Annotated in this window: 10 protein-coding genes; 6 read left to right on the plus strand and 4 right to left on the minus strand. The window is 73.6% G+C overall.

Going from position 1 to position 12,658, the window contains the following annotated elements:
- The first annotated feature begins 18 nt into the window (after positions 1-18).
- Positions 19-1,698 carry an aromatic amino acid ammonia-lyase gene (locus ABZ815_RS39935; protein ID WP_357706461.1) on the plus strand — a complete coding sequence of 560 codons (1,680 nt, stop codon included), beginning with the start codon at positions 19-21 and terminating at the stop codon, positions 1,696-1,698.
- A 6-nt stretch (positions 1,699-1,704) separates the two neighbouring features.
- Here ABZ815_RS39935 and ABZ815_RS39940 read toward each other — a convergent pair whose 3' ends face one another.
- Positions 1,705-2,655: a TNT domain-containing protein gene (locus tag ABZ815_RS39940; RefSeq protein ID WP_357706462.1), complete on the minus strand. Its 951-nt coding sequence runs from the start codon at positions 2,653-2,655 to the stop codon at positions 1,705-1,707.
- A 346-nt stretch (positions 2,656-3,001) separates the two neighbouring features.
- Positions 3,002-4,213, minus strand: coding sequence for a helix-turn-helix domain-containing protein (locus ABZ815_RS39945; RefSeq protein ID WP_357706463.1), 1,212 nt, complete (start codon positions 4,211-4,213; stop codon positions 3,002-3,004).
- Between the two features lie 188 nt (positions 4,214-4,401).
- Between ABZ815_RS39945 and ABZ815_RS39950 the strand changes: the two genes are divergently transcribed.
- Genes ABZ815_RS39950 through ABZ815_RS39970 form a run of 5 tightly spaced genes read left to right on the plus strand, consistent with a single transcriptional unit; the run spans position 4,402 to position 9,210 of the window.
- A complete protein-coding gene (locus ABZ815_RS39950) occupies positions 4,402-5,178 on the plus strand; it encodes an ABC transporter ATP-binding protein (RefSeq protein WP_357706465.1) in 777 nt (258 codons plus the stop codon).
- A 23-nt stretch (positions 5,179-5,201) separates the two neighbouring features.
- Positions 5,202-5,972, plus strand: a complete 771-nt coding sequence (locus tag ABZ815_RS39955; RefSeq protein WP_357706468.1) for an ABC transporter ATP-binding protein — start codon at positions 5,202-5,204, stop codon at positions 5,970-5,972.
- Entirely contained in the window at positions 5,969-6,859 is an 891-nt protein-coding gene (locus ABZ815_RS39960; protein ID WP_357706470.1) for a branched-chain amino acid ABC transporter permease, read from the plus strand. The genes ABZ815_RS39955 and ABZ815_RS39960 overlap by 4 nt, the downstream gene beginning before the upstream one ends.
- Positions 6,852-7,946: a branched-chain amino acid ABC transporter permease gene (locus ABZ815_RS39965; RefSeq protein WP_357706473.1), complete on the plus strand. Its 1,095-nt coding sequence runs from the start codon at positions 6,852-6,854 to the stop codon at positions 7,944-7,946. Before ABZ815_RS39960 ends, ABZ815_RS39965 begins: the two co-directional genes overlap by 8 nt.
- Positions 7,936-9,210, plus strand: coding sequence for an ABC transporter substrate-binding protein (locus ABZ815_RS39970; RefSeq protein WP_357706475.1), 1,275 nt, complete (start codon positions 7,936-7,938; stop codon positions 9,208-9,210). The genes ABZ815_RS39965 and ABZ815_RS39970 overlap by 11 nt, the downstream gene beginning before the upstream one ends.
- A 15-nt stretch (positions 9,211-9,225) precedes the next feature.
- Here ABZ815_RS39970 and ABZ815_RS39975 read toward each other — a convergent pair whose 3' ends face one another.
- Positions 9,226-10,311 carry a glycosyltransferase family 4 protein gene (locus tag ABZ815_RS39975; RefSeq protein WP_357706476.1) on the minus strand — a complete coding sequence of 362 codons (1,086 nt, stop codon included), beginning with the start codon at positions 10,309-10,311 and terminating at the stop codon, positions 9,226-9,228.
- A gap of 42 nt (positions 10,312-10,353) precedes the next feature.
- Positions 10,354-12,525, minus strand: coding sequence for a glycogen debranching N-terminal domain-containing protein (locus tag ABZ815_RS39980; protein ID WP_357706477.1), 2,172 nt, complete (start codon positions 12,523-12,525; stop codon positions 10,354-10,356).
- Between the last annotated feature and the right edge of the window lie 133 nt (positions 12,526-12,658).

The following is a 12,658-nucleotide window of genomic DNA, read 5'->3' on the forward strand; positions in this document are numbered from 1 at the left end:
ATCAGCAAAGTAGGACGAATGGCAGCCGGTGTCGGCCTGCTCGCGGCGGTGTGCGTGCCGGAGCGGGCCGTCGCCGTCCCGGCGCGGCCCCCGCTCCCGGCCCCGGTCGGGGCTCCGGCTGCGGCACCGGTGCTGAACCTGGTGCTGGACGGCGGCCGGTTCGCGCTCCGCGACGCCTTCGCGATCCTGGCGGGCCGTCCGGTGCTCGCGCGGGTGTCGGACGCCGCGCGGGCCCGGATGGCCCAGTCGCGGACGGGGGCGCTGGCGGCCCTGAGCGGCCAGCGGGTGTACGGCTGGAACCAGGCGCTCGGCCCGTTGAAGGACCGGCCGCTCTCGCCGGATGAGGCCGAGCAGTTCCAGCGCAACGTGCTGCGCTCGCACGCGGCGGGCGTCGGCCCGGCGTTCCCGGACGACGTGGTCAGGCTGGCCCTGGTCCTCAAGGCCAACCAGCTGGCCAGGGGGAAGACGGGCGTCCGGCCGGAGGTTCCGCAGCGGTTGTTGTCCCTGGTGAACGCCGGGGTCGTGCCGGTGATGCCGCAGATCGGCTCGCTCGGCACCGGCGACCTGCAGCCGCAGGCGGCGGCCGGGCTGGCCGCGCTGGGCGAGGACGCGCCGGTGCGCTACCGGGGCGAGGTGGGGCCGGCCTCGGCGATGTTGCCACGGGCCGGGCTGCCCGCGAGCTTCACCTTCGAGGCCGGGGAGGCGCTGCCGATCGTCAGCGGCAGCACGGTGGTGGCGGCCACGCTGCTGCACGCCGTGCACCGGGCCACGATGCTCGCCGACCAGGCCGAAGGGGCCTTCGCGCTGTTCATGGAGGCGACCAGGGCCGAGCGCGGCTCGCTGGACGCGCGGACGCACCGCGAGCGGCACATCCCGGAGGAGGACGCGATCGCGACGCGGCTGCGGGCCATGGTGGCGGGCTCGGGGTGGATGACCGAGGAGGGCCGCAGGCGGCTCGACCCGGCCGGTTACACCCCGCGCGTGCAGGACGCGGTGTCCGTGCGCGCGGCCCCGCACATCATGGCCGGGCTGCGGCAGGTGCTCGCCGCCACCCGCCGGACGCTGGCCCGCGAGGCCAACTCCTCGACCTCCAACCCGCTGGTCTTCCGGCGCGAGCGCGGCCCCGGCTACGAGTTCGTGATGGGCGGCAACTGGGACGGCTCGATCATGGGCCACCTCGCCGACAGCCTGAACGCCGAGATCACCGACCTCGGCGTCCTGTCCCAGGAGCTGTCGGGACGCCTGCTGTCGCCCCGCTGGAGCTACGGCCTGCCGGCGAACCTGGCCGGCGGCAGCGTGGGCCTGAACTCCGGGATGGTCCAGGCCCAGTCGGTGGCCGCGGCGGTGGTCCCCGAGATGCAGGTCAGGGCCCACCCCGCGGGCACGTTGTCGCGTCCGGTCAAGGACGGCCAGGAGGACCACAACACGATGGCGATGGCCTCGGTCCGCGACCTGCACGAGAACCTCGACCGCCTGGAGATCGTGCTGGCGGTGCAGTACCTGATGGCGGCGCAGGGCATCGACCTGATCGCGGCCCGGATGACCGGCCTGCCGCTCGGGACGGTGACCCGCGCCCTGCGCGACGAGCTCAGGCAGTACGTCGCGCCGCTGGGCGACGACCGCTACCTGACCCCCGACCTGCAGCGGACGATCTCGCTGGTGCACGAGGGCCGGCTCACCCCGTACCCCGCCCGCTGACGCCGCCTACGGCCGCCTGTACGCGGACGGGCGGCCCGCCGGGGTGGGCCTGCGGGACGTGACGTACGTGCCGCGGTTGACCGCGTCGCGAGCCGTGCCGCGGGCTGCCGTGTCACGGGCGGTCACGTCCTGGGCCGCGGGAGCGCCCTGGGCCACGGTGGCGTCCTGGGCCGTCGTGGCGTCGTCGGTCCTGACGGTGGTCACCAGGATCGGCTCGATCTCCTCCAGGTAGCCGTTCGCCAGCAGCCAGCTCACCGGAACCTCGTCGCTGGTCTGCGGGGCCTCCGGAATGTACCTGCTGACCACGTGGTACTGCGTGCCGCCGCCCTGCTGCTCGAACGCGGGCGCCGCCGGGCCCACCTCGACGCGGAACGACTTGAGCACCCGGAACGCGTGGTAATTGCACAGGTGCTGCGGATCCTGCGGATTGGTGTTCAGGTTGCGGGGCGGCAGTGCGCGCTTGATGAACTGGTCGCCCAACGGCGACAGGAACGCTCCGGTGTACCCGCCGAAACGGTCGAGCCTCATGCCGATCTGCAGAAACGTCGTCTTGAGCAGGAGTCTTCCGTTGGGGTAATTACCGGAACGGGCGAATCCGGAGTCGGGCGGGAATCGGTAATTGCCCGTGGCGTAGTCCCAGTAGCGCGAGAGGAAGTGCTGCGGGTTGAGGCCGCCCAGCGGCACGTAGTCACGCAGCAGGGCGCCGAGGTAGCCGGTCCTGGGCAGGATCGTCGGCCCCAGGTCCGGGTCGCCGGTCACGTACGGAGGCCCGCAGACCAGCCCGCCGATCTCCGCGCTTCCCGTGCCGGGAGGAGGCGCGGGCTGGGCGGCCACCGGCCGGATGAGCGGGGCGGTCTGCCGAGGTGTGCTGTCGGCATGCGCGGGCACGCCACCCAGGGCGTCGGCCACCAGGGAGATCGCGGCGGCCAGGACGGCGCTTCGTCGGAGATATCGCATGACTTTTCCCGTTGATTCGTGCGGAAGAAGCGAATGAAGAGAGATCACGAGCGATTCAATGACACCCACGACGGCGGCCTGGACGCTATGTCCGGATATTCATCAATAATGTCCGCGCGTGCGTAAGTCAGGTGTCGAATGCGTTGATCGACAGCTACATTCCCCATCGTCGCCCATATCGCATCTTCGGCATCGCCAGAGAAGAGCAAAGAGTGCAGCCGCGAAAGCGGCTATACTCGCCAAAGGCGAAATATCCCCGAATGACGCGCTACGCGAGCTTCGCCGGGCCGAGCCCGACATCGCTTCGCCGCTATGCGCGATCCTCCCTTCGCCGCTCCGGGCCCGATCAGCCCTTCGCCGGAGGCGCGGCGGGCAGCAGGCGTACCGCGTCCAGGGCCAGGGCGAGGTCCACGATGTCGCGTGGGCGGGTGAGCGAGCGCCCGGTGAGCTGCTCGATCCTGCGGACCCGGTTGATGATCGTGTTGCGGTGGCAGAACAGCCGCCCGGCGGCCCTGGCGGCCGAGCCGTCGCAGGCGAGCCACGTCTCCAGGGTGCTCAGCAGCGTGTCGCGGTCGGCCGGGTCGAGCGCGAGCAGCCGCCCGAGCGCGCCGTCGACGAGATGCCGGGCGACGCCGGGCTGGCCGATCATCAGCACGGCCGGCACCCGCTCGTCCAGGCGGGCGATCTCGGGGCCGCCGTCGGCGCAGGTGCGCATGGCGAGGGAGGCCAGCTCGTGCGCGGTGCCCAGCTCGTCCAGGCCGGTGACGACGGGGCTGACGCCGGCGACGCCGCTGACGATCAGGCTCAGCTCCTGGCACAGGTCGTCCAGGGTGGCCCGGCCGAGCGCGACGACGGCGACCTCGTGCCCGGTGCGCATGCGCCACAGCAGCCGCAGCGCGCCCAGGGTCGCCGGCAGCCGGACGTCGTCGTGGTGCCGCCCGCCGGGGAAGCGCACGGTGACGACGGCGTAGCGGGCGCGTTCGGGCAGGTCGAGGGAGTCGGCGGCGGCGCGTACGACCCCCGCGTCGGCGGCGCCGTCGAGCAGGGCGTCCAGCAGCGCGTTGACGCGTTCCTTGCTGCGGCCGAGGATCTCCTGCTCGCGCCTGCCGTAGACGTCGCAGGCCACCAGCGACTGCCGGTCGATCGCGTGCCAGACGTGGCCGGCGGCGCGGACCAGGACGTCGAGGCGGTCGGGCCGCTCGCGTTCCATGTGGTCCACGATCGCCGACCAGGTGACCTGGCCGGCCAGGCGGTACATGCGCAGCAGCGACTCCAGTGGGAGCCCCTGCTCGGCCCGGCGCTGGGCCATCGCCCGGGTGAAGACCAGGTCACGCCGCTCGGACGGCTCCTGGAGGATCGCGGTCAGCCCCAGGCGCACGCCTTCGAGGGTGCTCTTCCAGTGCTCGTCGTAGGGGACGCAGGCGCTGTAGACGTCGTCGCCGCCGCGCGTCCTGGCGACCAGCTCGCCGGTCAGCTCGGGCAGGCGTTCGAGCAGTGCCCTGGCTGCGGTGCGTAACGTCTGGCGGACGTCCTCGTCCACGACCGTAGGGGGACGCATTCCCCGAGGCTGCCACCGGCCGCCGTACCAGAACAAGGCTCTGTAGCGTTTTGTGACCTCGCGTTGTGCGGCTGCACAACGGGCCCCCGGCCGCGGTGGGCAGGGAGCCCGACTTCGCCGCCGACTCTGGACGGCGGCCCCGGACGCCGGTTTGGGTGGGCCGCCATGGGGTCCTGTGAGGAAGACGAATGGCCGAGCTGAGGGTGGACGGTCTCGTGGTGGACTACGGTCCCGTCCGCGCCCTGGACGGCGTGTCACTGAGCGTGCCGTCCGGGGCGGTGGTGGCCGTGCTGGGCGCGAACGGCGCCGGGAAGTCGACGCTGCTGCGGGCGGTCTCGGGCACGCTGCGGTTTCACCGGGGCCGGATCGCCGCGGGCGGCGTCACCGTGGCCGGGACGCGCGTGGACGGGCAGGCGACCTCGGCCGTGGTGCGGCGCGGCGTCACGCACGTGCCCGAGGGCCGCCGGGTGTTCGCCCGCATGACGGTGGAGGAGAACCTGCGGGCCGGCGGGCTGGGCACGCCGCGCGCGGCCGCCGCGCGGGCCAGGGAGCGGGTGCGCGAGCTGTTCCCCGTGCTGGCCGAGCGGGCGCACCAGCGCGCCGGGCTGCTGTCCGGCGGCGAGCAGCAGCTGCTGGCCATCGGCCGGGCGCTGATGGCCGCGCCGTCGGTGCTGCTGCTGGACGAGCCGACGCTCGGCCTGGCTCCCCGGGCGGCCGCCACGATCGCCGCCACGATCCGGGCGATCAACGCCGCCGGCACCTCGATCCTGCTCGTCGAGCAGAACGCCGCCACGGCCCTGGCGCTGGCCTCCCACGCGTACGTGCTGGAGGTCGGCGCGGTCGCGCTGGAGGGACCGGCGGCCGAGCTGGCCCGCGGCGACGAGGTGCGTCGCCGCTACCTGGGCGTGGACGACGCGGCCCCGGCGGCGCCGACCAGGGCCGGGCTGTCGAGGTGGTCCGCGTGACCCCCACATACCAACCGGATGGTATGCCCGCTCTGGAGGTGAGCGACGTGACCGTGCGCTTCGCCGGCCTGACGGCGCTGGACGGCGTCGGCTTCACGGTCGCGCCCGGCACCGTGCACGCGCTCATCGGCCCGAACGGCGCGGGCAAGTCCACCTGCTTCAACGTGCTGTCCGGCGTCTGCCGGGCGGCCTCCGGCAGCGTCAGGTTCGGCGGGAGCGAGCTGACCGCGCTGCGCCCGCACCGGATCGCCGCGCTCGGCGTGGCCCGCACGTTCCAGAACCTCGCGCTCTCCCCCGGCCGGCCGGTGCGGGACAACCTGCTGCTGGGCCGCCACCGGCTCACCCGGGCCGGGTTCGTCTCGGCCGGGCTCGGCCTGCCGGGCGCGCGCCGCGAGCAGCGCGCCCACGCGGCCAGGGTCGCCGAGATCGCCGCGTTCGCCGGCCTGGCCCCGGTGCTGGACACGCCGGTCGGGCTGCTCCCGTACGGGGTGCAGAAGCGGGTCGAGCTGGCCAGGGCCCTGGCCATGGAACCGCGCCTGCTCCTGCTGGACGAGCCGGTCGCCGGGATGAACGGCGGCGAGCGGTTGGAGATGGCCGAGCTGATCGGGTCGGTACGGGAGAGCCTGGGCATCTCCGTCCTCCTGGTCGAGCACGACATGGGCCTGGTCATGCGGCTGGCCGACCGGGTGACCGTCCTGGACTTCGGCCGCCGCATCGCCGACGGGCCGCCCGCCGAGGTGCGGGACGACCCGGCGGTCGTCGGCGCGTACCTGGGCGTGGAGGAGACGCGGTGATCACCTTCGTGGAGCTGCTGGTCAACGGGCTGTCCCTCGGGGCCGTCTACGCGCTGATCGCGCTCGGCTTCGTCGTCATCTTCAAGGCCACCGAGGTGGTGAACTTCGCGCACGCCTCGCTGCTGCTGGCCGGCGGGTACGTGGTGGCCCGGCTGCACCCCCACCTCGGCTTCTGGCCCGCGCTGCTGGCCGGGGCCGCGTCGGCGGCGGTCCTCGGGGCGCTGGTGGAGTTCCTGGTCATCCGCCGCTCGAAGGCGGGTTCGCACAGCGTGCTGGCCATCGTCACCATCGGCGTGGACATCGTGCTCACCACCGAGCTCACCCGGCGGATCGGCGCCGAGGTGCTGGCGATGGGCGACCCGTGGGGGTCGCGGGTGCTGCGCGTCGGGGCGGTCACGGTCGCCGAGACCAGGGGCGTCGCGCTGGCCGTGGCGGGGGTGCTGATCACGGCGTTCCTGCTGGCGTTCAAGTACACCGGGTGGGGGGTGGCGATGCGGGCCACCGCCGAGGACCCCGAGACGGCCGCGCTCATGGGCGTGCGGCTCGGCCGGGTCTCGGTCGGCGCGTGGGCCGTGGCCGGGGCGCTGGCGGCGGTGGCCGCGCTGTTCCTGTGCGTCTTCCCGACGCCCGGCCTGGACCGCGGCACCTCGGTGGCCGCGCTGAAGGCCTTCCCCGCCGCGATACTCGGCGGCCTGGACTCCACCACGGGCGCCCTGACCGGCGGCCTGATCGTCGGCGTCACCGAGGCCCTGACCACCGGCTACCAGAACGACCTGGCCTTCCTCGGCCGCGGGATCGGCGACGTGGCGCCGTTCCTCGTCATGGTCGTCGTGCTGCTGCTGCGGCCCGCCGGGCTGTTCGGGACGAGGGAGCGGGCCCGTGTCTAGGACCGTCGTGTCACTGGCCGCCCTGGCCGCCTTCGTCGCCGTGCCCTTCTACCTGGAGGGATTCTGGCTGCAGGCGGGGCTGTTCGCCATGGCGGCCGCGATCGGCGCGATCGGCGTCAACCTGCTGACCGGGGCGACCGGGCAGCTGTCCATGGGCCACGCGTTCTTCCTGGCCGTGGGCGCCTACGCGTACGTGTACCTGGCCGCCGAGCCCACCGCGTCGCTGGGCGGCCTGGGCCTGCCGCCGCTGCCGTCCGCCGTGCTGGCCGTGGCGCTGGCGGGGGTCGCCGGCGGGCTGTTCAGCCCGATCGCCGGGCGGCTCAAGGGCGCCTATCTGGGCATCGCCACGCTGGCGCTCATCTTCGGCGGGCAGCACCTGCTGTTCAACGCCGGGCCGGTCACGGGCGGCTTCAACGGGCGGGCCGTGCCGGCGATGGAGGTCTTCGGGTTCGCCTTCGCCGACGGGCCCGAGCTGGTCGTCCTGGACGTGCCGTTCGGCGCGCTGGAGCGGCTGTGGTTCCTGGGCGGCCTGGCGCTGCTGGGGGCGGCGCTGTTCGCCCGCGGCGTGCTGCGCGGACGGCCGGGCCGGGCGCTGAACACGATCCGCGACCACGAGATCGCGGCCGGGGTGATGGGGGTGCCCGTCACCCGCTACCGGGCCGGCGTGTTCGTGCTGTCGTCCATGTACGGCGGCCTGGCCGGCGTGCTGCTGGCCCTGGTCTTCCAGCGGACCGTGCCGGACCACTTCGGCATGCTGCTCTCCCTCGACTACCTGGCGATGATCGTCATCGGCGGCCTGGGCTCGGTGGGCGGCGCGGTGCTCGGCGCCGTCTTCGTCTCCCTGCTGCCGCAACTGCTCACCCGTTACGGCGACGCCATCCCCCTGGTGTCCCCGCCCGGCTCCGGCGGCGGCCTGTCCCCCGCCGAGGCCGCCCGCATCCTGTACGGCGCCGCCGTCGTCGCCGTCGTCCTCTTCCTCCCCGGCGGCCTGCTCGGCCTGCCGCGCGCCCTGCGCCGCGGATCACCGGGCCGCCCGTCGACGTCCCCGGAACCGTCCCCCGAGACCAGGAGCTCACATGTCACGTAACCGAACGGCCGTCCTGGCCGCGCTGCTGGCGCTGGGGCTGGCGGCCACCGCGTGTGGCAGCGGCAAGGCCACCGGCGGCGGCCAGGCGACCACCGCCGCCGGCGGCGACGGCGTCAGGACCGGCCCCGGCGTCACCGCCGACACCATCACCCTCAGCCTGCTCACCGACCTGACCGGCCCGTACGCCTCGCTCGGCAAGAGCCTCACCCAGGCGCAGCAGCTCTACTTCGAGCAGGTCAACCAGGGCGGCGGCGTCTGCGGCAGGAAGATCGAGACCATCGTCCGCGACCACGGCTACGACGCGCAGAAGGCGATGGCCGCCTACGCCGAGGTCGCGCCGAAGACGGCAGCCATCCCGCAGTTCGTCGGCTCGCCGATGGTCACCGCGCTCAAGGACAGGATCACCGCCGACAAGATCCTCACCCTGCCCATGGCGTGGGCCACCGGCCTGCTCGGCAGCGAGGCCATCCAGGTCACCGGCACCACCTACGACGTGGACATGATCAACGCCGTCGACTTCCTGGTGAAGGAGAAGGGCGTCAAGGCCGGGGACCGCATCGGCCACCTGTACTTCGAGGGCGACTACGGCGAGAGCGCGCTGGCCGGGTCCAAGTACGCCGCCGGCGAGCTGGGGCTCACGCTGGTCGAGCAGAAGATCAAGGCGACCGACCAGGACATGACCGCGCAGGTGGCGGCGTTCAGGAAGGCGGGCGTCGAAGCCGTGCTGGTGTCGGTCGGCCCGCGCCAGACGGCCTCGCTGGTCGGCGTGGCCCTGGCCGCCGGGATGGACGTGCCGTTCGTGGGCAGCAACTCGGCCTACAGCCCGCAGCTCCTGGCCACCCCGGCCGCCCCGGCGCTGCTGAAGGACTTCTTCTACGTGACCGCGGGCGCCCCGATCAGCGCGCCGCTGCCGGCCTACGCCAAGCTCATCGCCGACTACCGGGCCAAGTACGCCGGCCAGCCCCTGGACAGCGGCGTCGCGGCCGGCTGGACCGCGGCGGTCATCGTCGGCGACGCGCTGCGCAAGGCCTGCCAGGCCAAGGACCTCAGCCGAGCGGGCATCGTGGCGGCCCACCGGTCGCAGAAGTCGTGGGAGGCCGGGCTGGGCGGCACGCCGATGGACTTCAGCGTCTTCGACCGGCCCGCCTCGCGCGCCTCCTACGTCGTCAAGCCCGACAGCAAGGCGGTGGGCGGCGCCGTCGTCCTGAAGGAGGCGGCGGTGTCGGAACCGGCCGGGAAGTACACCGTGCCGACGGCCGGCTGACCGGGGCCGGCGGGCTCACCGCCCCTCGTCGGTGAGCCGCACCGGGCGGGGGGCGGCCAGCAGGCGGCGGTAGACCGCCTCGTAGGCCGCGGCCATCGCCTCCACGCCGAAGTGCCGCTCGACGTGGTCGCGGCAGGCCCGCGGGTCGAGCCGGCCGGCCGCCTCGATCGCCGCGGGCAGCTCGGCCGCCTCCCGCAGCACGAACCCCGTCACGCCGTCCACGACGATCTCCGGCACCGCACCCCGGCCGATGGCGACGACGGGCGTGCCGCAGGCCATGGCCTCGATCACCACCATCCCGAACGGCTCCTCCCACTGGATGGGGAAGACCATGCAGCGGGCGGCGGCCAGCAGCTCGCGCTTGCGCTCGGCGTCGGCCTCGCCCACGTAGGAGACGCCGGGGCCCAGCCGGGGCCGTACGTGCTCGTCGAAGTAGTCCCGCTCGCACGGCTCGGTGAGCTTGCCCGCCAGCACGATGGGACGGCCCGCCGCGCGGGCGGCGTCGATGGCCAGGTCCGGCCCCTTGCTGTGGCTGAACCGGCCCAGCCACAACACCCAGTCCTCCTTGTGCTCCCGGAAGGGGAAGGTGGCGGCGTCGAGCGCGTTGTGCACGGTGGCGACCCAGTTGAGGTCGGGCGCGTCGGCGCGCTGGGCGTCGGAGACCGCGATCAGGTTGACGTGCTCGCCGAGTGCCCGGTACACCTCGCCCAGCTCGCCGCCGGCCGGGCCGTGGCAGGTGACCACGGTCGGGGTCGCCCGGCCGAGCGCGGTGAGCGGCCCGGCCAGCGAGTGGTCGTGCACGATGTCGGCGGGCAGCCCTTCGAGCGCCCGCCAGGCGTGGGCGGCGTGCAGCACCTCGGGCAGCGACTCGCCGATCCGCTGCGAGGGCGCCTCGGGGTAGGTGGCCAGGAACTTGGCCGGGACCGCCGTGCTGCCCGAGCCGATCAGCGTCACCTCGTGGCCGCGTGCGGACAGGCCCGTGATCAGGTCGGCGAGCATCTGCTCGATCCCGCCGTAGGCCCGTGGCGGCACCTCCTCCCAGGGTGGGGCGACCATCGCGATGCGCAGCGCGCCTGCCCAGTCGTCCTCGGAATCCGTCATCCCGGCACCTCCCCGTGTCGATCCGGTCGTCACAGCGCCGTGTCACCGCGCCGGCAGGTCGTGTGCTCCGCGGCCGGAGCCGCAGGGGCCGCTGATCGGGCGGCGGGGTTCGGTGACCAGCTCGACGCCGTCGGGCAGGCCGGACACCATCGGCGTGCCGCCGTCGCCCCTGACGCGGATGCCGACCCTGGAGCCCCCCACCGGCATGCCCTTGATCGTCACGTCCCCGAACCCCTCGGGCAGCGCCGGGACCAGCCACAACTTGCCGTACGGCACCCCTGGGTCCAGCCGCAGCAACGTGCGCACGAGCTGGATGGGCGCGGCGGCGGCCCACGCCTGCGGCGAGCACGACGTCGGGTACGGCACCGGCCGCCGGTACTCCTCCTTGCCGAACCCGCAGAACAGCTCCGGCAGCCGCCCGCCGAAGGAGTGCGCGGCCTCCAGCAACCCGACGGCGACGCGCTGGGCCTCCTCGACGTGGCCGTAACGCATCAGCCCGGCGGCGACGATCGCGCTGTCGTGCGGCCACACCGAGCCGTTGTGGTAGCTCATCGGGTTGTAGGCCCCCATGGACGAGGCCAGCGTGCGCACCCCGAACCCGGTGAACATCTCGGGCGAGAGCAGGTGGCGGGCCACCTGCTGCGCCTTGTCCTCGTCGGCGATGCCGGCCCACAGGCAGTGGCCCATGTTGGAGCCCAGGCCGTCGATGGGCCGGCCGCGCCCGTCCAGGCCCATGGCGTAGTAGCCGGGGCCGGGCAGCCAGAACCGCTCGTTGAACGCCTCCCTGATCGCCTGCGCCCGCTGCGCGTAGCGCCGCTCGCCGGCCTCGTCGCCCTGCTGGCAGGCGAAGCGGGCGCGGGCCAGGTAGGCGGCGTAGACGTAGCCCTGCACCTCGGCCAGGGCGATCGGCGGGCGGGCGATGGTGCCGTCGGCGAAGTTGACGCCGTCGAAGGAGTCCTTCCAGCCCTGGTTGACCAGGCCGCGGTCGGTCTTGCGCTGGTACCAGACGAAGCCGTCGCGGCTGCCGTACTGCTCGATCCAGTCGAGCGCGGCGTCGGCGTGCGGCAGCAGTTCGTCGACCGCCTCGCCGTGCACGCCCCAGCGGCGCAGCTCGCCGAGGAGCATGACGAACAGCGGGGTGGCGTCCACCGAGCCGTAGTAGGCCCGTCCCCCGTACGGCGAGGAGCCGTCGTGGACGCCGAAGCGCAGCTCGTGCATGATCTTGCCGGGCTCCTCCTCCGACAGCAGGTCTACCTTCTCGCCCTGGAGCCGGGCCAGCCTGCGCAGGGTGCCGAGCGCGAGCGTCTGGTCCAGCGGCAGCGCCATCCAGGAGGTCAGCAGCGAGTCGCGGCCGAACAGCGTCATGAACCAGGGCGCGCCCGCGGCGATGGCGGGCGGCTCGTCGGGGTGGTCGCGGTCGAACAGGCGCAGGCTGCCCAGGTCCTGGCGCGAGCGGTCGAGCGCCTCGACGAGGCCGGCGTTCGTGCTCTCCAGGGTGGGGGTGCCGGCGGTCCACTCGGCCAGGCGGCGGGCCGGCTCGGCGTTGTGGGCGGGACGGGCGACGGGGAACCAGGCCGAGGTCTCCTCGCCGTCGTGGATCGGCGTCACGAGCACGGTGGCGTGCCATTCGCCGCGGGCGGGGACCACGATGTCGAAGGTGAGCAGCCCCTGCGCGGTGACGACCGGCGTGCCGGCCGGCTCGACGGCGATCTTGGCGCCGCGGGCCCGGCTCGACGAGTGGATCTCGATGCCGTGCTCGCCGGGGTTCACCTCGACGTCGTCGGCGGGCCAGATGCGTTCGGACTTCACCTCGAACAGGTCGGCCAGGTCGGCGCCGGCCTGCACGCACACGACGCAGCCCGCGGCCTCCTCGGACATGTTGCGCAGCGTGAGGTCCTCGCGCAGCCCGACGCCGACGAAGCGGTCGCGCACCACGAGCAGCGTGCTCTCCGCCCACCCGGGACGCGGCCTGGCCTTGCCGAGGAACGTGGCGTGGTAGGGCTCGCCCATGATCACTTGCAGCGGTTCGACGGGATGGTCGTCCACCCGCAGCATCCAGCGGGACAGCAGCCGGGTGTCGGCGTGATAGACGCCCTGCGCGCCGCCGGGGACGATGTCACCGCAGTGCTGGGACACGCAGAACGAGGCGCCCTCCACGAGCGTGACCGTGTCCCCCAGCGCGCCGGGTTGTCCCTCGAAGGTCCATGCGTTCACCGACGAGCCCCCCAGTCCTTCCCCCGGCCCCGTGGCCTGCGGGGGCGGGTCCCCGCACGTCAGGAGTGCTATCCGGGGGAAGAATGGGGAATCCCATGGCTGTCTAGATTCTTAACACTTCATCCCGATATTT

Source organism: Nonomuraea sp. NPDC047529 (genome assembly GCF_040642995.1).
Taxonomy (GTDB): Bacteria; Actinomycetota; Actinomycetes; order Streptosporangiales; family Streptosporangiaceae; genus Nonomuraea.

Excerpts from the sequence above, each read along its gene's own strand:
- ABZ815_RS39935 (WP_357706461.1), top strand. The coding sequence starts at position 19 with ATGGCAGCCGGTGTCGGCCTGCTCGCGGCGGTGTGCGTGCCGGAGCGG.
- ABZ815_RS39975 (WP_357706476.1), bottom strand. The coding sequence starts at position 10,311 with ATGACGGATTCCGAGGACGACTGGGCAGGCGCGCTGCGCATCGCGATG.
- ABZ815_RS39955 (WP_357706468.1), top strand. The coding sequence starts at position 5,202 with ATGCCCGCTCTGGAGGTGAGCGACGTGACCGTGCGCTTCGCCGGCCTG.
- ABZ815_RS39940 (WP_357706462.1), bottom strand. The coding sequence starts at position 2,655 with ATGCGATATCTCCGACGAAGCGCCGTCCTGGCCGCCGCGATCTCCCTG.
- ABZ815_RS39945 (WP_357706463.1), bottom strand. The coding sequence starts at position 4,213 with ATGCGTCCCCCTACGGTCGTGGACGAGGACGTCCGCCAGACGTTACGC.
- ABZ815_RS39950 (WP_357706465.1), top strand. The coding sequence starts at position 4,402 with ATGGCCGAGCTGAGGGTGGACGGTCTCGTGGTGGACTACGGTCCCGTC.
- ABZ815_RS39970 (WP_357706475.1), top strand. The coding sequence starts at position 7,936 with ATGTCACGTAACCGAACGGCCGTCCTGGCCGCGCTGCTGGCGCTGGGG.